The organism is Paenibacillus sp. V4I3 (assembly GCF_030817215.1).
Lineage (GTDB): Bacteria > Bacillota > Bacilli > Paenibacillales > NBRC-103111 > Paenibacillus_E.
This window is the reverse complement of the sequence record NZ_JAUSZA010000001.1, coordinates 3674514-3695399: the sequence shown is the minus strand read 5'-3', so window position 1 is coordinate 3695399 and position 20886 is coordinate 3674514. Positions and strand designations below refer to the sequence as shown.

The window sequence follows — 20886 nt, the reverse complement described above, 5'->3', positions numbered from 1 at the left end:
CATATCCGATTCCACTCAATTATGATGCTATTCTGTTGTGATCATTGGGCCCAAGGCAGTAGTTTCATGAGTTCGGGCTATCATGGTGTCTTTAAAGCTTTTAGGGGAACATTGATGGAGTCGTTTAAATAGTTTGTAGAAGTGGGAAATGTTCGGTAAGCCGACCTGTTCAGCAATCTGAGCAATGCTAAGATCTTCGGTCAAAAGGAGACGTTCGGCATATTTGATTCTGCGATGAATCACATAGTCTGTGAAGGAAATGCCCATGATCTGTTTGAAATATTTAAGGAAATAGGTATAGCTGAAATTAACGAGGTGACATGCTTGCTGGGCGGTTATTTTATCGGATAAATGGGCTTCCACATAATCGAACACTGACTTTAAGTTGGAGTCGTTTATCGATCGGCTTGGTCCTAACAATCCCATGTTGTCATGACGTAATAATAAAAAAATACATTTCTTTACCAAATAGTTCATTGCGAGCTCATAGCCCCTCTGCCTCTGCTGATGTTCTTGCTGCAATTCAATTACCGTGCTGTAGAATTGCTGCCGCAATTCCGAATTCTCCTTAAACAATGTGTTTAGTTTGACTGAAGGCAGCATCGCCTCCTGAAACAAATATAGGTATGGCAGCATATTGGAATCAAAGAATGCTTCAGGCTCAAATTGTAGCACGACATAATCAACCACCTCGTTCTGTCTTCTCAGATCGAGATGGGGCTGACAAGAACCCAAAATCAGTACATCTCCCGCTCGCAAATGGCATACCTCTGCCGGCATATGGATTTCCATTCTACCGGATCGAACAGCAATAATCTCTACTTGAGGATGGACATGCCATCCATGCTGGCATATTTCCATGCTATTAAAGCTGCGCACTTGAATACGAAGGAGAGGGTCATTATAATGAATCGGCTCTTTAAATAAGTTCATATCGTTTCTCCAGAACAGAATGTATGTTAAAAAGGCTTTCTGCTTCGTTTCTAATAGAATAGAATTGTATCAAATTAATAGACGGGGGTGTAGGTGTTAAAAAATATTTATTATTATTCCACTATCTGATAGCAAAATAAGGCTGCGCGCGGCAGCCACAAACTAAGTCTTTTTATTGGATTTGTATTTCTTATTTCCGCTAGAATCTACTAGAGATGAAAACTGTTTATACAGCGCCCCGTTTTGAAACCCGATTTACCTGTAATCCTTTTCGGTTAAAGTAAAAGATTTTAAATCCAATACACACAAGTGCCAACATAATAAATAATAAGCCGCTCCATATAGTCCCTTTCATGCCTGTAGTGGTAATAAACCACCCACCTGCTAACGAACCGATGGACACACCCAGATTGATGAAGGAAATATACAGCCCAGTGGCAAATTCAGGAGCTTCCGGAGCTTCCGAAGTTAACCATATCTGGGTTACGATGAGTCCACTGGTATGAGCTGCTCCCCACAAAACCATAACGACAATGATAGGCACAATGGATTTTTCCCCCATATAAAGCAATAAGAAAGAGATGGCTAATACGATCGGATGGAAAACAGTCGTTCTGACCTTGTTTTTACCAATCAGTCTCCCTGCCAGCAAGTTGCCGGCCACTCCCCCAACACCGAAAATGACAAGCATGACGCTAATGATTTCCCCACTCAACCCCATCACTTGTTCCAAGTATTCGGCAGCATAGCTATAGACCGAAAACATAGCGGCAAATATGAACGTTGCAGCTCCAATATTGATCCAAAGGGGGACTTTACGCAATATACCGAGCTGTTCCCCGTAAGAAACTTTCTCGAATTTGGACGATTTCGGAAGCATGATGGCGATCCCCACACTAGCAGCGGTGTTTACAACGGCACAAAATATAAAAGCGGCCTCGAATGAGAATTGATCTACGAGATAGGTTGTTATCGGAATTCCAAGTACCATACCCATACTAGTACCAACAAATGCTTTCGCAGAAGCCTGAGTGGATTTTTCCTTTGGATAGAGCGAAACTGCAGCTGCAAAGGCCAAGGAAAAATATACGGGATGGAACAATGCCGGGATAATCCGAAGCGCCAGCAAAACATAAAAATTAGGAGCATAAGCTGATAATAAACTACTTCCAGCAAAAATGAGTAAAGACACTATCATTACTTTTTTATGATTATATTTAGAAAGAAGCAGCACCATAAAGGGACCACATAGTGCTATAACAAGCGCAAACACCCCAACTAGCATGCCGGCCTGAGACGTACTGACATTGTAACGCTCCGTAATAGCTGGTAATATTCCGACAACACCAAACTCAATGGTATACACGCCGAATAAGCCCATAGCGATAAAGAATATTGGGTTTATCTTCAGTTCATTCATTCCTTCCTGATCCCGTCATAAACGGCTTCACAAAGATCAACGGTAAACTGGCCTGACATGCCTTCCAGTGCTGTATTAGTAAACGCTATGACACTTAGCTGCTTCTCAGGATCAACGAACCAGGAATGCCCATAGGTACCACCCATGCGCCAGGTGCCCGGTGATTCTGGAGTGTCTGCGGCAATAGGATCCTTGAGCAGCGTAAATCCTAGGCCAAAGCCTCGCCCTGGCCAAAAGGCCATTGGCAGATCACCAATCTGGTTGGTAGTCATCTCACGAACCAGATTCTCCGGCAGCAGGGGTGCTCCGCCCTTGCGTAAAGCTTCCAGCAGCAGGAATAAGTCGCCGGCGCTCCCGACCATGCCGGCTCCTCCGGAGTGATAGGCCGTATCGTCAAGTGCCCGACCAGGGGCAAGCCGGAAGCCAGCCGTGCCTTCTATAAAATCAATGCTATCGTGATCACGCATAGGCCGTGGCTCAGGCACAGCATTGGCATAGGCCGTCGCAAGTCGATCTGGATCGACTGCTGTAAATCCTGTGTCGTCCATGCCAAGCGGCGCTGTCACTAGCATACGAATGGCTTCGCCAAGAGGTGAATCTGTAACCTTCGCAATCACGGCGCCTAGAACATCAGTCGCGATTGAATATTTCCACTGGGTGCCTGGCGTGTAGAGGAGCGGAACAGAGGCAATACGGCGCAGGTTCTCTTCTAACGTGATACCTGCCTGATCCATGCCATCCGATACCCAAGCGCGATGATAGGGACCATTCTCTTCCTGGAAAAAGCGGTAAGTTAGCCCCGCCGTATGCGTCATCAAATGCCGAATCGTCAATGTCGCGAATTCACCGCTCTCCAAACGTGGGCGAAACTCTGGAAGCCAACGATCAACGGGGTCGTCAAGTCGTAAGCTGCCTTGTGAAACTAGTACCATCGCAGCTGTTGAAACGATAGGTTTGGACACAGAAGCAAGCCTAAATAAGGCATTTTCATGTATCGTCTGGTTCTTTTCACGGTCTGCAAAACCGGCAGCGCGGTTATAAACTAGTACCCCGTCTATCGCCACTTTAATGACAGCGCCAACCAACCGTTTATCGGCAAGGGTACGATCGATTACTTCATCCATGCGTGCTTGTAATCGATCAGGATTCATTTTGTTTGCATTCAACTTATTCATTGATATTCATCCTCTCTGAATAGTAAAGATTTGATCACTTCACTATTGTTAGTTTATTATATTAATTAAGCGACTTGCTTTACATAAGGTATTCAAGTTATGTCTCCCCTTTAACAAATAAAAACGAGTTAGTTTTTAAAGAAAACCTTAAATTTAAAGGAGCCGATTTCGATGGACCATGTTGATAAACAAATCCTTTACTATCTTCAAAACCAAGCAAGAATATCAATGACGGAACTTGGCAAGTGTGTCGGGTTATCACAACCCGCAGTAACGGAGAGAGTAAGACGTATGGAGGAAAAAGGGATCATCAAGGAGTATCGCACCATGATTTCCCCGGAGAAAATCGGGAAACAAGCTTCCGCCTACATCCTATTTCGTACTAGGGATTGTCATGCATTCCTTGATTTTTGCCGCTCATCCTCCGATGTCGTCGAATGCAACCGCATAAGCGGAGAACACAACTACTTATTGAAAGTAATGACCGACTCCACACGGTCTCTCGAAGAGTTCGGCAACCAATGTGATAAATATGGGACGTATACGATTCTAATCGTGATGTCATCACCAATCGAGCATAAATTTCTTATCCCATCGCTTGAAGAAGCATTCGTGCCTCCGGATCGTTCTTTTTGATCAAATAGAGTACTCACGTTCCCCTTATTCAATTTCATAAGCAGATTTCCTGAAATAACGGATCGACGTTCCGCTTACTAGAGGTCGGGTGACTTTCCCTTGCAGTCGACAGAAAACAAAAAAAATGAGGAGGCAAGAATAACCCTGCCACCTCATTTTTTTCTGTGCCCTTAAGTGAAATTATTTACTTTCGGGACAGCTCCTAGCATTTAAATTGTTCAGCATGCAACTTAATCATCATCTAATCTTCAGAAATAACCTCAAAAGATATTCGACTCAGCTCAGTATTCATCGTTTCCCCCAAATAGATGATATCGTAAGATCCCTCTGGAAGATTCAGATCAGTGAATATGATTTCCCCATCCGGCTGACTAGCCAAATTGCTTTTAATATGCGCTATGGGAGTAATAGGCTGCGTCTCACTCGGTAAAGCACCTTTCGGGAAAATACCGAACGCATCTTCTCTCAATGACCCCGTGTAAGTAACTTCAATCAAATCGCGAGTCCGATAAACGGTCTTGTCTATCTGCATTGTCGGGTTACCAAGCGTCAGATCAGGATCGACTTCAGGGTCCACTTTCGGAATTAACGAAGGAAGTGTTATTGAGAAAGTGGCATCTTCAATCCACGTTTTAGCGAGAAAGTCCCTTCCTTTTACGACTACTTTATGATCATAAACCTCTACGAAATATCCCTGGGAGCCCGCCTTCTCCACATCCTCATCCGTCCATAAGTAGGCTGTGGAGGCTGCATTAAACATCGTTGCATACTTTGAGTTGTACATGGTATCTGCCGAGCCCAGTTCCCAATGGGTATGACCCGTAAATACAATCGTTTGCGGATGTTTAGCTAGTATTGTCTTAAGCTCCTTGTCCTGTCGAATACCATGCCAACCGAACTTGTTTTGTGACCCTGAAACTGTATTTTTCAAAGGTTGATGAACGAAAATAAAGGACGGTTTATGAGCCTCATCGTGCTCCGATAGCTTTAGATCTAACCACTTAAGCTGCGTCTCTGATAAATATGAAGAGTCTTTTAACCCTTTCTCTGTCCCTAGGAAAATAAAAAGATAGTCGTTCATCCAAAAATCGTAATACTTTTTATCAATCCCCGTACTTGTTGTAAAATAAGACATTTGACTATCAAAGTCCGCCCAACGGACATCATGGTTGCCATAAGTAAAATAGATGGGGGGCAGCCCCTCAATATGATCATTAAAAATTTGAGTCATCGTCTCAAACTCTTTTTGCTTGCCATTGTTAGTCACATCACCAATATGCATAATTCCTAGACTATCGGGCGAAGTTGCCCTGATATCCTGTAAGGCCTGAATCAAATTTTGCGAATGTACACCTTCTATATCATCTTCAACATGTGTATCTGTAATGACGATGAATTTGACTCTCGGCTTTTCGTCTTGACCCTCATTTAAATACTCCGCCATTTATTTCCCGCCTTTGAGTTTTTGGTGCTTTTCGATCCTATCGAATATGACCTCACTTTTGATGGGTTTGCTGATGTAATCATCCATTCCTGCTTCAAGACATTTTTCACGATCGCCTTTTAAAGCGTTAGCTGTCACAGCAATTATGTAAGGGACTTTCTCTTGCGGTATTGTTTCTTTGATCTGTTTGGTGGTTTCCAGACCATTCAGGACAGGCATCTGGACATCCATAAAAATGATATCGTATGTTTCGTAAGCAAGCGCTCGAATAACCTGATTGCCATTTTCGGCAATGCTAGTGAAATGCCCCATCTTTTCAATCATTTTTTTTAATACGATCTGATTAATTTGATTATCTTCAGCTATTAAAACTTTCAAAGGTTTTTGAACAAATGCAATCTCTTGGATAGAAGAGTCTTCTAGATACGATACCTCTTCTTTAATCCAAACAGTAAATACAAAAGTCGCACCAGGTTCGTCCATTTCTTCAAACCAAATATCTCCACCCATCAACCCAACAATTTTTTTGCTAATGGCTAAGCCTAATCCTGTTCCTTCGGATTGTCGCGTCATGAAACTATCCAATTGCTTCAACTCTACTTTTTTGCGTTCCGTAATGTCCTGTGTAGTTCCATTCATTTTGACTGGCTTTCCATTCTCGTCAAATGTTACTGAAACACGAACTTGCATATACTTAATAGTTCCATTGAGCTGCAGATTGCGAAATTCCGAGCTAATCGTTGTACCTTGTATGGCTTGATCAATGAATTCATGAAATCGTTGTCGATCATCTGGATGAATTAAGAATGCTAGATCCGTCGGATCGGATGGCAAATTATTTTTGAACAAGTTATAAATTTGGTAAAATTCTTCTGAGAATGTGATCTTATTATGAAGAATATCCAATTCCCAACTGCCAAGCATCGCAATATGCTGGGCCTCTGCAAGATTATCTTGGTATTTCTTTCGCTCTGTAATATCCCGCCCTATCCCTAATACCTTCAGTAGATTTCCTTGATCATCTCTGATGAGTTTAATCGCAGTCTCAAACCAAATATACGTACCATTCTTATGGCGTGAACGATAGGTAATTACCTCATTATCTGAAAAAGGTTCAGATCTTATTTTTTCTAAGTCTTCAGGATGATTTAATTCAGAACTATCTTTTCCGATCAATTCTTCTGGCTCATAACCCAATAAATCATGCACGGACGGTGATAAATACTCGATCTTACCATCTGGATTCACTAAAGTAATAATATCTTGAGCATTTTCTAAGATAAGTTCATACAATTCTTCAATCTTTAAAAGCTTTTGTTCAGTAGCTATTTTATCTGAAATATCGATGATATGAACAATAAAGTATAGTGGTGTTCCTTGTTTTTCGTCACGAACCAAAGAGAGCCTTACAGACGCCCGAATAAGGTTACCGTTTTTCTGAATACAACGCTTTTCTAACTCATAGAGTAGTGAATTTCCATTCAATACCTCTTCGATTAGTGCATTAATTTTATTCAAATCATCAGGATGGGTTATTTCCTTAAGTGTAAGTCCAATTGCTTCTTGCTCCGTATAACCCAGGGTTGGATAGAAGGATGGATTGACCCTCCTAATAGTTCCATCTAGGGACACCAACGCTATAGCATTTGGAGCAAAGGTATATACTTGTTGATAAACAGAGTCGCGATCGAAATCTACCTTAGGCATTTGAAAACCTCCAGTCGTCAATGTACCCCCTATTTCTACTATAAATGCTATTTAAATATAACATGACTTTTATAATGAACTGAGATTGTCATTATCTTTTACTTAGAAATTCACAATTTGCCTTCACGTATTGTTCTCCAGTAGTACTTACAACAATATCGTTATCATGGGATTGAATGATGACATTTTCACCTATTTGTTCACCGTGTAAAAAGATCGAGATCGGCTGTCGAAATACCCGCATTCTTTCAAAGTCTGAAGGTTCTATCAGTTTGCGTTGTTTTGGCATGTTTTTCTCCTTTTAAGATATATGTTATTACATTATTGCATAAATAAGGATCCGATTGCAGGTCCTATCAAAAAGGACCTTCTCAATTGTCTGAAAAGACAAAGGAAAGTCCTTTTTTATACGGCCAAGACTAGTCTGATTTGCTAGTTAAAACGTTGCCCAAGATTGCTTGATCGTTTGGACGGTTTCACCCGATTTAACCGCTTGGGTGATCATCATGCCCAGGTAGTGATCTTGAGCCGCTTCCGCGAGGCTATAAAAACTGGGTCCACCTTGTACGTATTCACCCATCTTTTGCAAACAAGTAGCAATTGCGATTTCATCGTCCGACAGACGGCCTGGCTGGAAGGGATTTCGATAAGCCCATTTATCGCCAGCCAAAATACCCTTGTGATAATACCCTTCGAGGTTGCCGTTCTCCCCGGCATTCAACCGTCTTAGCTCAAGTTGAATAGGCGTGCGGAAGTCCTGCAAATAAGCAATTCTCGTATTATTAATTTCTCCCTTATTTCCTCGTACAAGCACTCTCTCAGAACGAATCCATGAGAAGTACTGATCACCGGTAAAATCAAATACACCTAACTTGTCCCCGAACTCGAGGTGTGCGATCACTTGATTAGAGATCGCGGTCTGCTCCTGGGCTGGATTACCCTCGCGGTTAGGTCCGCTAATAATCGGAGATGAGAACCCGAAGCCTCGAATTTGCGCATTTTCAAATCGAATACCCAAGAGACTGCGCATGATGCTGATCCCATGGTAGCCATGGGCAGCTGAGACTTGCGCTTGGCTTACAGTACCCAGCAAGCCGGACTGTACGATGGCAATTCGTGCTGCATGCAGCGGCTGGAAGGCATATTGCTCCGCCACCTGTACCTTGGCGTCCGGTCCAATGTCTTGATAAAGCAGATTCAATTGCTCCAGATCAGCCGCAGGAGGTGTTTCGGAAAGAACGGGAACTCCTTCACGTACGAGTTGTTTGATCAATTCCGGAGTCTGTGAGACAGGAACCGAAAGGACAACAAACGAAGGTGTTGTTTGCTTCAATAAATCCTCGGTTGAGCGGAACGTCGGCACTCCCCATTGTTCCTCAAACGCACGCCCTTTCTCTTCATTGCGTACGACAACACCGCTAACTGTAAACTGATCCGGAAGCGCTCGTACGATGCGCATAAAAAACTCTGCACGCCAACCGCCGCCGACTATACCGAATATGATAGCCACACTGATTCCTCCCCATTTAAATGAAACATTCCACAACTATTGTATGACATAAATACAAGTAGTGGCATGTAATTGTTTATGCTGCCTTGTTATTTACACGCCTTTCTGCAGTATCTTGAAAAATAAAGAATAGACTGCCGAAAGATTCGGCAGTCCTAGTATCGTTCATACTAGCCTTATGGCAAACAGCTATTATTAGCTGTTTGCCCCGCTAAGTCTAGCTAAAAACAATCTTGTTCTATCTTGTGTAGGATGATTAAACAAAGAATCGGGAGCACCCTGCTCAATAATACTGCCATCGTTCATAAAGACAACAGTATCCGCTACTTCCTTAGCGAATTGCATTTCATGCGTAACAATCATCATAGTCATACCTTCCACGGCCAAGTCCTTCATGACTTTAAGCACTTCCCCCACAAGCTCAGGGTCTAAGGCGGAAGTTGGCTCATCAAATAAGAGCACTTCAGGATCTATGGCCAATGCTCGGGCTATACCTACCCGCTGCTGTTGTCCTCCGGATAGCTGATGCGGATAAAAGCTAGCCTTGTCCTCTAAACCGACTTTCCTGAGCAGTTCAACCGCTTTGCTTTTAGCCTCTTGTCTGCTTCTTTTCTTCACAACGACCTGAGCTGCCGTGACATTTTGTAATACCGTTAAATGAGGAAATAAATGATAGGACTGAAAAACCATCCCTGTCTTTTTCCTTAAAGCGAGGATCTCACTCTGTTTTGGCTTATCTATTTCAGTAAATGTAAGCTGAGAGTCCCCTACCTCAATCGTGCCTTTATCAGGAATTTCTAGAGCGTTAATAGAACGAAGCAAGGTAGATTTCCCGGAGCCCGAGGGACCGATGACAACCATCACTTTGCCTCTCTCTAAGGCAATATTGATACCTTTTAACACCTGCTGTGAACCGAAGGTTTTGAATAGATTGTTGATTGTAATCATACATCCACCACTATCTAGCCGTATGAAGGTCAAACTTTTTCTCCAAACGACCTTGAATATTTGAAAGAATTGTACTAAGCACCAGATAAATGAGTGCAGCTTCACAATAAAGCAATAAGGGTTCATAAACGGTAGCCGTAATTTGCTGAGCTTTTTGAAACATTTCCGTCACCGTGACAGTAGCTGCGAGTGAGGTGTCTTTCACCAAACTTATGAACGAGTTAAAAAGTGATGGAATCGAAATACGAATTGCTTGGGGCAATATGATGACCCGCAGCGCTTGAAGCTTAGTCATTCCGAGCGAATAGGATGCTTCCCATTGTCCTTTTGGTGTCGAGAGCAGAGCTCCACGAATAATCTCAGATCCATAGGCGCCAACACTTAAGGTAAATCCTATAACAGCTGATGGGAAAGCATCCAGTGTAATCCCGATACTTGGCAGTCCATAAAAAATAATAAACAACTGCACCAGCAAAGGCGTGCCCCGAATAATCCACACGTAAAAACGTGCTGCCTGAACAAGAGGTTTAATATCGGAAATACGGATTAATGCGGTTACCAAGGCAAGACAAAGCCCCATTGTAAATGAGATTAAAGTCAAAGGTACAGTAAAAGCAACCCCTGCCTTAAGCAGGGGAAGAAATGAGTCTATGAAGATTTGCCATTTTCTATCGTCCATGTTAGATAACCCTACTTCGATACGTCTTGGCCAAAGTATTTTTCAGAAATTTTGAGATAAGTTCCATCTTTCTTCAAATCAGCCAATGCTATATTGATCGCATCAACGAGCTCTTGATTGCCCTTGTTTAACAAAACGGCACTTTGCGATGCTTCCTTGGTCTCATCGACGACTTGAATAGCTACATCCGGTTTTTGTTTTTTCAAATCCAGGTAAGACAGCCCATCATTAATGGTGGCATCAATACGTTTGGACAGCAGCAGATCGATGGCTTGATTAAATCCGTCGGTTTGTACAATCTCTGCACCGTTGGATTTAGCAATTTCGGTTAAGTTGCTTGTTAATGATTGCCCTGCTTTTTTACCTTTCAAATCCGTTATTTTTTTAATATCTTTATTGTCTTTGTGTACAATCAAAACGGCTTTAGACACGATATAAGGATCTGAGAAATCGTATTTCACTTTACGATCTTCTTTAATGGTAACTTCGTTCACGACAATATCAAATCGTTTGGAATCCAGCCCAGCAAACATGCCATCCCATTTGGTTTCGATGAATTCGGCTTGAACACCAATTTTCTTAGCGATTTCTTGAGCAATTTCTACATCGAACCCTGTTAATTTCCCATCCTTGTCATGGTACGTGAAAGGTGCATAAGTCCCTTCCGTTCCTACGCGAATTTTCCCATTTGCTTTGACCGTATCCAACAAGGTTTGAGTTGCTTGTCCGGGTGTTTCTTTCGCCGCAGCTTCTTTGGTTGCTGCCGCAGTTGGAGATGGTTTATTAGCCGTTTCTTTTGTTCCGCATGCAGTAAATATAAGAGAGCTCGCTAGAAGTATCATGCCCGCCGATAGATATTGTTTTTTCATTTGAAGACCTCCATGTTGTTATTTGAACTTTTGTCATCTTATCACTACTAACTTTATTCAGTCAAGAAATATTCCTACTATTTCAGTTGGATTAATTCGCTGTACTAATGTCTCTGAAGTTTCAGAGTATAGGGTATTCATCATCCCCCCAATGTTCACGGCATGACCTCCAAAAAAACCGGCAATAAGCGTGCCAATCCCTGAAAGCACAAGCGTCTGGTTAACTGGGGGCTGATAGTCATTTTTCTTCAAAGCAGCTAAAGCCACTGCAATATCATTTGTCAAAATCAGAACGGCAATCGGAATCGCAATCGAGAAGAAACTGTGAACGGTGAATGAAGGAATAATGATTTGAGGTATGGCAAACTCTGCAGCCTCTGGTACTGCCGGAAAATCATACCCGATGAAAAGTCCCAAGACGCCAAAGAGTATCACCCCTAGTAACGGAGGAATTGATTTCGAAATTTTGGGTGCGATAAAAAAACCTAAAATGGCCATCCCGCCAATAAGAGGTGATTCCATAAACGCCGGAATAATGAAGCCGCCTGCCAATTCATTCAGAGTAAATTGATCGATAACCGTCAACGCAGACATAACGCCGGTCGATAGGTTTTGTGTATTCAGAGCTGACATATACTCCCCAATCTATCCTATTGTTTTTTTCTATGAAAAGGTGACTACTCATTTACATAATAGTAGCTTAGCCTCATGGGTAAGTAACCACCCAATTTCGAGATTTCTTTCCCAACCAATCCCGCCATTTTTTCTCATCTCATCCGTCCTCTCCATTCCTTAGATGATTCAAGAAATACCAAACACTCTTGGACAGACGCTCGGCAGGCCGTGTAATAACACTCGCTACCACAGGTATTGGTGTGAACGTTGTCCAAGGCAGCAACTTCCCATAAGATAGCTCTAAACTAGCTGCTGACTCCAAGATCACTCCGTACCCCATTCCCTGCATAACAAATTGTTTAACAGTCTCGGTGGAATCAAGATGCATGATCTCCATATCCCATGTATCGTTTATGGGTAAGGATACAACATCACGAGGAACGATCATCTTTCGGCTATGGAATGACAACGAAGGTTGAATACCTATCAATCGCTCCTGAGCGAATGGTGTGACTCGAAATGAAAAATGGTCGTCTGGTGGCTGCAGCGTCATTCCGATATCAATGCTGCCCATTCTGACTAATCTCGCAATTTCCTCATCCGTTCTTGTTTGCAGTTCTATGATGATATCGGAATAAGTTTGAGTAAACGAATACATGATTTTCGGTAACAAATATGCCGCGACTACATGGGAAGCAGCTACAATGATCTTGCCTCGATTCCCTCGCCGATATTCCTCCATTGCCCGATAAATCTGTCCTTCCAAGGACAGCATGGACTCTGCATACTCCATCAGAGTAAGTCCTGCATCCGTCACAGCGATATCCCGGCCAACAACCGTAAACAGGGGAACTCCTACTTCCTGCTCCAAACGCTTTAGCTGCATGGAAATCGCAGGTTGGCTCACATAGGTTTCCTTTGCAACTTGAGTAATACTCCCCTTTTTAATAACCTGAATGAACAAGGACAAGTGTTTAGTATTCATGAGCGCCCCCAAATATATAACTAAAATGTTATGATTATATAATTTTAATGGTATTTGTATTATAGATCAAATCATGTCATTCTATAGTCATTCTTTGAAGGGAAGTGTTTTCGCCATGAATATCCAAGAAATAAGAGACCAATTTCCGATTTTAAAACAGCAAGTTAATGGACATCCTCTGGTCTATTTAGATAGTTCGGCCACATCCCAGAAGCCCTATTCTGTCATTGAAGCGCTACGGGATTATTATACGAATTACAATTCCAACGTTCATCGCGGTGCACATACGCTAGGTTCATTAGCTACGGATGCATTTGAGAATGCCAGAGATAAAGTCAAATCGTTTATCCATGCCAAGGAGTCGGCAGAGATCGTATTTACTCGCGGAACTACCGCTTCATTAAATCTAGTAGCCCAATGTTATGTGAGAGAGTTTCTTAAAGAAGGCGATGAAATCTTGATTACCTTAATGGAGCACCACAGCAATCTCATCCCTTGGCAGCAGGTGGCTAAAAAAACGGGCGCAACACTTCGCTATATTCCCATCCAACCTGATGGCACTATTCGCTTAGAGGATGTGGAGGAAGCTATCACTTCGAAAACCAAATTCGTATCCATAACCCATGTTTCCAACGTCATGGGAACTATTCATCCGTTAAAACAAATTGCAGCAATTGCCCACCGGCATGGGGCCGTGATTTGCGTTGATGCGGCTCAAAGCGCACCACATCTTCAATTGGATGTTCAAGATTTGGATTGTGACTTTATGGCCATTTCCGGTCATAAGATGGCGGGCCCTACCGGCATAGGTGTTCTGTATGGCAAGAAAGCCCTCTTGGAAAAAATGACGCCTTACGAATATGGCGGAGAAATGATTGATCATGTGGACTTATACGAATCCACTTGGAAGGAGCTTCCTTGGAAGTTTGAAGGAGGAACGCCGAATATTGCAGGCGCTATCGGACTAGGTGCCGCAATCGATTTCCTGCAACAAATCGGGTTAACTAACATTCGTCAGCATGAGAATCAACTAGTCAGCTATGCATTGGAACAGCTTTCATTGATTGAAGAAATTTCGATCTATGGCCCTAGGCAGCCTGAACTAAGAAGTGGCTTAGTCACCTTTAATGTGGCCGACGTTCATCCCCATGATCTCGCAACCGTTCTGGATTCGGAAGGAATTGCCATTCGAGCGGGCCATCACTGCTGTCAGCCTTTGATGAGATGGCTAAACGTGTCATCCACAGCGCGTGCAAGCTTTTATATTTACAATACGGAAGAAGATATTGATGCTCTCGTGAAGGGCTTAAAGCGGGCAATTTCTTATTTCAAATATGTATCTCAATGACACTGTGATGGAATAAAGGGTTATTGCACAGCCAATTCCATGGAATGTTTTCCAATTATTACGCGAATAATAATCAGACCCTTTCTCCATTCTTTCACATTTTATCCCAGCCATTATCAAAAGATTAGCGAGTTTGTCAAATATTCTACTCGAGAGTTAAACAACGAATTCGTGAACTGTATTATACTATGGAATAAATTGATATTTCTAAAAGATGGTGGTATACATGCGCAAACCTGACCGAACGAGTAAAAAACCTCTCTATCAACAGATCTCAGATGAGATGGAGAGGAGTATCATACATGGCGAATATCCGCCCGGAAGTTTCTTGCCTTCTGAACGTAAGCTTGCCGAACGACTGGAAGTAAACCGAAGCACCGTCGTACAAGCCTATGAGGAATTACGTGCAAGGGGAATTGTCGAAAGTATCAGCGGAAGCGGTACCATGGTCAGCAACCATATTTGGGGTATTAGGCCCAATTTAACACCCAATTGGCGCCAATATGTAGAAGGAGGTACATTTGCTCCCAATCTTCCGTATATCCGCCGGGTCCGTGAGGTTCTACGTGAGCGAGAATCGATCATTGACTTTGCTAGTGGCGAGTTATCTGCCGACTTATTCCCCAATGATGCGATAAAGCAATTAATGAGGGACATTCCTTTCGATGCCTACTTAGGATATGACGATCCGAGTGGGTATTTGCCGCTTAGAGAGACACTTGTAGGTTTTCTGGAGGAAAGATTACGTATTCGAGCGACAGAAGCTTCCATCCTTATCACCTCGGGCTCACAGCAATCTCTGTATTTGATTATGCAATGTTTGTTAGCTCCTGGGGATGCGGTTGCTATTGAAGATCCGTCTTATTACTATTCTTTGTCCATGTTCGAATCTGCCGGACTCCGCATTTTTCGCTTACCCGTAAAAGAAGATGGCATCGAACCCGAAGACATTATGGCGTTGTACCGCCAACATCGCATTCGCATGATTTTTTTGAATCCGAACTATCAGAACCCAACAGGGACGATCCTTCATGCATCTAAAAGAGAAGCCTTGCTGAAGATCGCTGCTGATCTCGGTATACCCATCGTAGAAGATGATCCTTTCAGCCTTACTTCCTTTGACCATCGTCCTCCTGATACGTTGAAATCCATCGATACTCACGGTTCCATACTCTACGTCGGTTCCTTATCCAAAGTTGCAGCTTCAGGATTACGGATCGGTTGGTTGGTTGCTCCCCAGGCAGTCGTACAACGATTAGCTGATGCTCGCCAGCAAATGGACTTTGGCCTAAGCATTGTCCCACAGTGGCTTGCTAATAAATTTCTGGGATCGGAATTGTTTGATAAACATACGAACTTCCTAAGAGACTCCCTTTCTCTGAAGCAGCATCTTATGATTCGATCCCTTCAGCAAGAGTTACCCGATCAAATCAGCTTTACTCCCGCTCGAGGAGGTCTAAATATATGGTGTACCATCAAGGATAAGCTTGACGATCAGAAGCTATTGGAGGAAGCGATAAAACGAGGGGTTGTGTTTATGCCCGGAACCGTATTTGGCTCTGAGCCCGGACATCTGAGATTAAGCTTTGCTCGTCCCTCTATGGATGAGATCGCTCCTGGCATATCCAAACTAGCTCAGGCTTTTCATGCACTAACACAGAAATGTTAATAGGATTGTGAAAGCTGCCCTTCGCTATTTACATAGGAAGGGCAGCTTATTATTGATCTGCGGGGTACAACACAAAAGCAAATAACGGCTTAAAAACTTGTTCTTCCAGCCCTTGACATTGCAGCTTAACCCTAATACAATAATAAATGTAAGTAAGTACTTGCATTAAAGAAGGGTAGATCAATGAGCAACAATCCAAGTACGAGTGATAAACTTCTGTTAGCAACAATCGATCTCATGGCAGAAAAAGGGTATGATGGTACGACTACTAAGGAAATCGCTGCTGTTGCCGGAGTGAACGAAGTCACGTTATTTCGTCATTTCGGAACGAAAGAGAAGCTGCTAGCGGCTGCCTTCAGCCGTTATCACTATGCCTTAGAGATGACTAAGCTTTTTAACGAATCTCTGACGGGCGAGCTGCATGAAGACCTTCTTTTAATTAGCCAAAAATATCATTATCTCATGAATAGGAATAGAAAACTGTTTCAGATCATTCAAAAAGGAAGCAGCAGTCTCCCTCCAGAAGTATATCAGGAGGCCCACCGTCATCCTCAGGAACTTAGGAAGCTTTTAACGAATTATTTGGTTTCCATGTCTGAGCAAGGTAAAGTGATCACTTCAAAACCTGACATACAGGCATATGCTTTCATGTTGATGAATCATGGTGCATTCAATAGCAACTTATCCCCCATTGATTTGGATGAATTTATCGAGGAAGGCGTGCGGTTATTCGCTAGGGCATTAACTCCCTAGCTTTTTTATAAACCATAATGCAAGTATGTGCTTGCATTCATACAAAGGAGCGATGAACCATGAATTCTGAAACAATGCTGCAAAAAGGCCCTATCTTAATGCGATTATTGATGTTTACCGTTATGATGTCATCAATGAGCGCCCTTATGTTTAACGTTGTGCTTCCGCAAATCAGCGTGGAGTTTCATCTTACCCTTGCTCAGGTGAGTTGGCTGTCATCCGCCTATACGCTAATCTACGCGTTCGGAACCGTGACTTATGGGAAACTGGCAGACAGATTCCAACTGAAGAGCCTATTGACGTTCGGTCTGACGTTGTTTGCGGCGGGTTCTCTAATGGGGCTCGTTTCCCAAACATTCTGGTTCGCGCTTCTCGGAAGGTGCCTGCAATCTGCGGGTGCCGCGGCTATTCCGGCAATTGCATTGATTATCCCTGTACGGTATTTTTCGCCTGAAAAAAGAGGCTCCGCATTAAGTATGACAGCCGTCGGGATCGCTCTCGGAAGTGCTCTTGCGCCTGTTATTTCCGCTACTATCGTCAGCTTTGCGAATTGGAGATGGCTGTTTCTTCCTTCCCTATTGATTTTATTATTGTTGCCGCTGTATCGAAAATATCTCGAGCATGAAGTGAAACAAGCTCCGCGTAAATTTGATTGGCTTGGCGGAAGCTTACTCTCCGCATCCATTGCGCTGCTTCTGCTTGGGGTCACGAATCGTACCTGGTGGTATTTGGTAATCGGATTAGCAACCTTAATCCTCTTCATCGTTCGAATTCGTACCGCCGAAGAACCTTTTATCCAACCTAGGTTGTTTCGTAACAGGAAGTATACCATCGCAATAACGCTGGCGTTTCTCATCAGTGGCATTGGCACTTCCTTGTATTTCTTAACTCCGATTCTGTTTTCGCAAGTTTATCATCTTGGTTCCAATTGGATTGGTTTCGCTATGGTCCCTGCGGCGGCAGCCTCCGCCCTTCTGGGGAGAAAAGGCGGGAAACTGGCGGATCTGAAAGGCAATTCCTATCTGTTCTCTGTTGCTTCCGGTTCTTTAATTACTTGTTTTGTCTTGATGTCCGTCTTTACAGGAATCTCGCCGCTATGGATTTCATTCTTTTTGATGTTCGGTAACGTAGGCCAATCTTTCTTGCAGATTGCAATGTCCAATTCCATTTCAAGATCATTACCCAAAGATCAGGTTGGAGTGGGCATGGGTCTTTTCTCGATGGTCAGTTTTATAGCCCAAGGAATAGCTGCGGGCGTTTACGGTATTGTGGTTGCACAGGGTTCCTCCGTTCATTGGAATCCGTTAAATGTCGATCCGAACAGTTACCTATTCAGCAATTTTTATCTCGTTCTTGCTGCATTACATGTAGGGATCTTGTTCTTCTACCACTTGCAATTCCGTACCAAGAAACCAAGCGTTGCAATAGAACATTGAACAAATCAGTGATTTGATATCAGCCTCCAGATATTTTCGTTTGGTATTCGATGGAGAACCCTCAGGCATGATGCCTGAGGGTTTTCCTGTATGTATGAATATCAATAGAATTTACTATACTCTAAAAAATCGGATTGGCAATCAAGTACGTGGAGTAAAATATCATAATATTGGCATTCTAATAGGATGATGTAACCATTCATTCTGACCCGTACTGTAGGTGATCAAATATAGATAAGTACAAAAAGCAAGAAAAATGGTTAATATGGCTCTGTATGATTGTCGCTTCTCTCATGCTTTTTTCCTGGCTCCGACAGATGTTCGTAAATTCGTAATACATGCTTTCCCAAGCATTTTTTCAAGCTGAAAAGGAGTTCATCACATATGACTTATGATCCCGTGCTTTACAGCCGAATGCTCACTGAGCTCACATTCGCTTTCCATATTATCTTCGCTACCATAGGTGTCGGTATACCGGTCATGATCGCCTTCGCAGAGTGGTCTGGCATTAAGCGAAACGATCCTTACTACCTGCTTCTTGCGCGGCGCTGGGCCCGCGGTTTCGTTATAACTGTTGCTGTTGGCGTTGTCACTGGAACAGCGATAGGTCTCCAGCTCAGCCTGCTGTGGCCGAGTTTTATGCGCGTTGCCGGTCAAGCTATTGCCTTACCCTTGTTTATGGAGACCTTCGCATTTTTCTTTGAAGCTATATTCTTAGGAATCTATCTATACACTTGGGATCGATTCCGCAAACCCATCACTCATTTCTTGCTCAGTATTCCGGTCATGCTAGGATCTTCAGCGTCTGCTTTTTTTATCACAACCGTTAATGCGTTTATGAATACCCCGCAGGGCTTTCAGCTGAACAACGGCTCCATTACAGACATTAAGCCGCTTATAGCCATGTTCAATCCCGCTACACCAACGAAGGTCGCACATGTGCTTTCTTCTGCCTATATGACTAGCGCCTTCGTCCTTGCGGCGATTGCCGGCGCTGCTTTGCTTAAGAAGCGCGATTCGCTCTATCACCGTAAAGCACTCAAGCTAACGATGATCGCTGCTCTTATTTTTTCAATAACAACTGCACTTATTGGAGATCTTTCCGGGAAATTTTTGGCTAAATACCAACCCGAGAAACTCGCTGCCGCTGAATGGCATTTTGAGACGGCCAGACAGGTCCCGCTTGTTCTAGGGGGGATATTAACAGAAGATCATCAGATTAAATATGGGTTAAAAATCCCATTCGCCCTAAGCATTCTAGCTCACGATAACCCGAATTCCGAAGTTCAGGGCTTAAATGAAACACCGGTTGCTGAGCGTCCTCCCCTTATTGTTCATTATTACTTTGATTCGATGGTCACGATAGGCATCTTCCTTACGGTACTTTCTATGGTATCTGTTTGGATGGTTTACAAATTAAAGAGTGTCCAATATCCGAGTTGGCTGTTGAGGTTGATCGTCCTTTCAGGCCCCCTTGCCATTTTGGGGATTGAATTAGGTTGGATTTACGCTGAGGTAGGCCGACAGCCTTGGATACTTCGAGGTTATATGAAGACCTCTCATGGAGCGACAACCTCCACACATGTGGATCTGATGCTCCTTTTGTTCTGCATCTTATATGTAGCGATTGGTTTAACTTTGGTCAAAGTGCTTAGGAAAATGTTCACGAACAGCGATGTACAAGAAGAACTCAAGAGCAGAGGTATTGAGGGGGAACCTACAAAATGAGGTACGAGTTAATCGGCATTACGGTCCTATGGATATTTCTGTACGGCTATCTGATTGTTGCTTCCATTGATTTCGGGGCAGGCTTCTTTAGTTATTACTCCTACGCTACTGGGAAAAAACATCTCGTTGAAAACATCATCAAACGTTACCTATCACCCGTATGGGAAGTAACGAATGTTTTCCTAGTTTTCTTCTTTGTCGGCATAGTCGGCTTCTTTCCGGATAGCTCGTATTACTTTGGAACAGCCCTTTTGGTGCCTGGCAGCATTGCGATTGTTCTACTTGCGATACGCGGTTCTTACTATGCTTTTAGTATTTATGGACAAATGCAAAAACAAAGCCACTTGTATACATTTTTGTATGGAGCAACCGGACTCCTCATTCCCGCTTCCTTATCAACCGTCCTGACGATATCAGAGGGAGGTTACATGACAGAGGAGAATGGCAAGGTTATTTTACACTTTGGCAAACTCTTTACAAGCTCCTATTCCTGGGCGGTCGTGCTGCTTGCACTTGTTAGCGTTCTGTACATTTCTGCGATGTTTCTTTCCTACTATGCCAACAAAGCGCAGGATTATGAAGCACTTGAGATCGTCCGGAGTTACGCACTAGGCTGGAGTCCACCAACAATCGTGTGCAGTATATTTGTTTTCTTCGCTATTCGCTGGCACAATCCGGAGCATTTTCAGGCTATGCTGGATCTGTCTTGGATGTTCGTTGCTTCGTTACTGTGCTTCATTGCGGCAGTCTATCTGATTTTTAAACGAAAAAGCTATGGCTCGGCATTTATCCTTGTTATGCTGCAATTTGCCTTTGCCTTCTTCGGATATGGAGCTTCCCACTTGCCGTATATCCTTTACCCGTTCATTACGATTCACCAAAATTTCACGAACGAAGCTATGGCTATCTCTCTAATTGTCGTTTTCCTTGCTGGATTATGTCTGCTTATTCCATCACTTGTTCTACTGATGCGACTGTTCCTATTCGACGCTGAATATGTACGAGGGAATCCCTCCAAGAAAGGGTGATGT

Annotated in this window: 19 protein-coding genes; 7 read left to right on the top strand and 12 right to left on the bottom strand. The window is 43.1% G+C overall.

What is annotated here, in order from left to right; translation table 11 throughout:
• Positions 1–27: 27 nt before the first annotated feature.
• The 3 genes from QFZ77_RS16935 to QFZ77_RS16925 form a co-directional block, all read right to left on the bottom strand.
• Complete coding sequence (locus QFZ77_RS16935) at positions 28–933, bottom strand: AraC family transcriptional regulator (RefSeq protein ID WP_307441221.1); 906 nt, start codon at positions 931–933, stop codon at positions 28–30.
• A gap of 226 nt (positions 934–1159) precedes the next feature.
• The gene (locus QFZ77_RS16930) at positions 1160–2353 is read right to left on the bottom strand and encodes an MFS transporter (RefSeq protein WP_307441220.1); all 1194 of its coding nucleotides are present in this window, start codon (positions 2351–2353) and stop codon (positions 1160–1162) included.
• Positions 2350–3528 carry a serine hydrolase domain-containing protein gene (locus QFZ77_RS16925; protein ID WP_307441219.1) on the bottom strand — a complete coding sequence of 393 codons (1179 nt, stop codon included), beginning with the start codon at positions 3526–3528 and terminating at the stop codon, positions 2350–2352. Before QFZ77_RS16925 ends, QFZ77_RS16930 begins: the two co-directional genes overlap by 4 nt.
• A gap of 171 nt (positions 3529–3699) precedes the next feature.
• Between QFZ77_RS16925 and QFZ77_RS16920 the strand changes: the two genes are divergently transcribed.
• Positions 3700–4164 (top strand): Lrp/AsnC family transcriptional regulator, encoded by a 465-nt coding sequence (locus QFZ77_RS16920; protein ID WP_307441218.1) that lies wholly within the window; start codon positions 3700–3702, stop codon positions 4162–4164.
• A 241-nt stretch (positions 4165–4405) separates the two neighbouring features.
• Here the strand turns inward: QFZ77_RS16920 and QFZ77_RS16915 are convergent, their stop codons facing one another.
• From QFZ77_RS16915 to QFZ77_RS16875, 9 genes are all read right to left on the bottom strand, one after another.
• Entirely contained in the window at positions 4406–5608 is a 1203-nt protein-coding gene (locus QFZ77_RS16915; protein ID WP_307441217.1) for a metallophosphoesterase family protein, read from the bottom strand.
• Positions 5609–7315: a PAS domain S-box protein gene (locus QFZ77_RS16910; protein WP_307441214.1), complete on the bottom strand. Its 1707-nt coding sequence runs from the start codon at positions 7313–7315 to the stop codon at positions 5609–5611.
• 91 nt (positions 7316–7406) lie between these two features.
• Positions 7407–7604 carry a hypothetical protein gene (locus QFZ77_RS16905; RefSeq protein ID WP_307441213.1) on the bottom strand — a complete coding sequence of 66 codons (198 nt, stop codon included), beginning with the start codon at positions 7602–7604 and terminating at the stop codon, positions 7407–7409.
• A 147-nt stretch (positions 7605–7751) separates the two neighbouring features.
• On the bottom strand, positions 7752–8825 hold the full coding sequence (locus QFZ77_RS16900; protein WP_307441212.1) for a Gfo/Idh/MocA family protein: 1074 nt from the start codon (positions 8823–8825) through the stop codon (positions 7752–7754).
• Positions 8826–9020: 195 nt separating this feature from the next.
• Positions 9021–9773: an amino acid ABC transporter ATP-binding protein gene (locus tag QFZ77_RS16895; protein ID WP_307441211.1), complete on the bottom strand. Its 753-nt coding sequence runs from the start codon at positions 9771–9773 to the stop codon at positions 9021–9023.
• 10 nt (positions 9774–9783) lie between these two features.
• Positions 9784–10452 carry an amino acid ABC transporter permease gene (locus QFZ77_RS16890; protein ID WP_307441210.1) on the bottom strand — a complete coding sequence of 223 codons (669 nt, stop codon included), beginning with the start codon at positions 10450–10452 and terminating at the stop codon, positions 9784–9786.
• Positions 10453–10463: 11 nt separating this feature from the next.
• Positions 10464–11321, bottom strand: a complete 858-nt coding sequence (locus tag QFZ77_RS16885; RefSeq protein WP_307441209.1) for an amino acid ABC transporter substrate-binding protein — start codon at positions 11319–11321, stop codon at positions 10464–10466.
• A gap of 57 nt (positions 11322–11378) precedes the next feature.
• Complete coding sequence (locus QFZ77_RS16880) at positions 11379–11954, bottom strand: benzoate/H(+) symporter BenE family transporter (RefSeq protein ID WP_307441208.1); 576 nt, start codon at positions 11952–11954, stop codon at positions 11379–11381.
• 139 nt (positions 11955–12093) lie between these two features.
• A complete protein-coding gene (locus tag QFZ77_RS16875; protein ID WP_307441207.1) occupies positions 12094–12921 on the bottom strand; it encodes a LysR family transcriptional regulator in 828 nt (275 codons plus the stop codon).
• Between the two features lie 115 nt (positions 12922–13036).
• Between QFZ77_RS16875 and QFZ77_RS16870 the strand changes: the two genes are divergently transcribed.
• The 6 genes from QFZ77_RS16870 to QFZ77_RS16845 all read left to right on the top strand — a co-directional run bounded on the left by QFZ77_RS16870 (position 13037) and on the right by QFZ77_RS16845 (position 20883).
• Positions 13037–14269: a cysteine desulfurase gene (locus QFZ77_RS16870; RefSeq protein ID WP_307441205.1), complete on the top strand. Its 1233-nt coding sequence runs from the start codon at positions 13037–13039 to the stop codon at positions 14267–14269.
• Positions 14270–14495: 226 nt separating this feature from the next.
• Positions 14496–15938, top strand: a complete 1443-nt coding sequence (gene pdxR / locus QFZ77_RS16865; protein ID WP_307441204.1) for a MocR-like pyridoxine biosynthesis transcription factor PdxR — start codon at positions 14496–14498, stop codon at positions 15936–15938.
• Positions 15939–16121: 183 nt separating this feature from the next.
• Positions 16122–16691: a TetR/AcrR family transcriptional regulator gene (locus QFZ77_RS16860; RefSeq protein WP_307441203.1), complete on the top strand. Its 570-nt coding sequence runs from the start codon at positions 16122–16124 to the stop codon at positions 16689–16691.
• Between the two features lie 59 nt (positions 16692–16750).
• Positions 16751–18127 (top strand): MFS transporter, encoded by a 1377-nt coding sequence (locus QFZ77_RS16855; RefSeq protein WP_307441201.1) that lies wholly within the window; start codon positions 16751–16753, stop codon positions 18125–18127.
• A 384-nt stretch (positions 18128–18511) separates the two neighbouring features.
• Entirely contained in the window at positions 18512–19855 is a 1344-nt protein-coding gene (locus QFZ77_RS16850; RefSeq protein WP_307441199.1) for a cytochrome ubiquinol oxidase subunit I, read from the top strand.
• The gene (locus tag QFZ77_RS16845; RefSeq protein WP_307441197.1) at positions 19852–20883 is read left to right on the top strand and encodes a cytochrome d ubiquinol oxidase subunit II; all 1032 of its coding nucleotides are present in this window, start codon (positions 19852–19854) and stop codon (positions 20881–20883) included. Before QFZ77_RS16850 ends, QFZ77_RS16845 begins: the two co-directional genes overlap by 4 nt.
• Positions 20884–20886: the final 3 nt, after the last annotated feature.

Bases quoted from the DNA above. Each gene is read 5' to 3' on its own strand.
- QFZ77_RS16880 (WP_307441208.1), bottom strand. From the start codon at position 11,954: ATGTCAGCTCTGAATACACAAAACCTATCGACCGGCGTTATGTCTGCG.
- QFZ77_RS16925 (WP_307441219.1), bottom strand. From the start codon at position 3,528: ATGAATAAGTTGAATGCAAACAAAATGAATCCTGATCGATTACAAGCA.
- QFZ77_RS16930 (WP_307441220.1), bottom strand. From the start codon at position 2,353: ATGAATGAACTGAAGATAAACCCAATATTCTTTATCGCTATGGGCTTA.
- QFZ77_RS16860 (WP_307441203.1), top strand. From the start codon at position 16,122: ATGAGCAACAATCCAAGTACGAGTGATAAACTTCTGTTAGCAACAATC.
- QFZ77_RS16920 (WP_307441218.1), top strand. From the start codon at position 3,700: ATGGACCATGTTGATAAACAAATCCTTTACTATCTTCAAAACCAAGCA.
- QFZ77_RS16895 (WP_307441211.1), bottom strand. From the start codon at position 9,773: ATGATTACAATCAACAATCTATTCAAAACCTTCGGTTCACAGCAGGTG.
- QFZ77_RS16885 (WP_307441209.1), bottom strand. From the start codon at position 11,321: ATGAAAAAACAATATCTATCGGCGGGCATGATACTTCTAGCGAGCTCT.
- pdxR (WP_307441204.1), top strand. From the start codon at position 14,496: ATGCGCAAACCTGACCGAACGAGTAAAAAACCTCTCTATCAACAGATC.
- QFZ77_RS16855 (WP_307441201.1), top strand. From the start codon at position 16,751: ATGAATTCTGAAACAATGCTGCAAAAAGGCCCTATCTTAATGCGATTA.
- QFZ77_RS16910 (WP_307441214.1), bottom strand. From the start codon at position 7,315: ATGCCTAAGGTAGATTTCGATCGCGACTCTGTTTATCAACAAGTATAT.
- QFZ77_RS16850 (WP_307441199.1), top strand. From the start codon at position 18,512: ATGACTTATGATCCCGTGCTTTACAGCCGAATGCTCACTGAGCTCACA.
- QFZ77_RS16870 (WP_307441205.1), top strand. From the start codon at position 13,037: ATGAATATCCAAGAAATAAGAGACCAATTTCCGATTTTAAAACAGCAA.
- QFZ77_RS16890 (WP_307441210.1), bottom strand. From the start codon at position 10,452: ATGGACGATAGAAAATGGCAAATCTTCATAGACTCATTTCTTCCCCTG.
- QFZ77_RS16915 (WP_307441217.1), bottom strand. From the start codon at position 5,608: ATGGCGGAGTATTTAAATGAGGGTCAAGACGAAAAGCCGAGAGTCAAA.
- QFZ77_RS16935 (WP_307441221.1), bottom strand. From the start codon at position 933: ATGAACTTATTTAAAGAGCCGATTCATTATAATGACCCTCTCCTTCGT.
- QFZ77_RS16875 (WP_307441207.1), bottom strand. From the start codon at position 12,921: ATGAATACTAAACACTTGTCCTTGTTCATTCAGGTTATTAAAAAGGGG.
- QFZ77_RS16845 (WP_307441197.1), top strand. From the start codon at position 19,852: ATGAGGTACGAGTTAATCGGCATTACGGTCCTATGGATATTTCTGTAC.
- QFZ77_RS16905 (WP_307441213.1), bottom strand. From the start codon at position 7,604: ATGCCAAAACAACGCAAACTGATAGAACCTTCAGACTTTGAAAGAATG.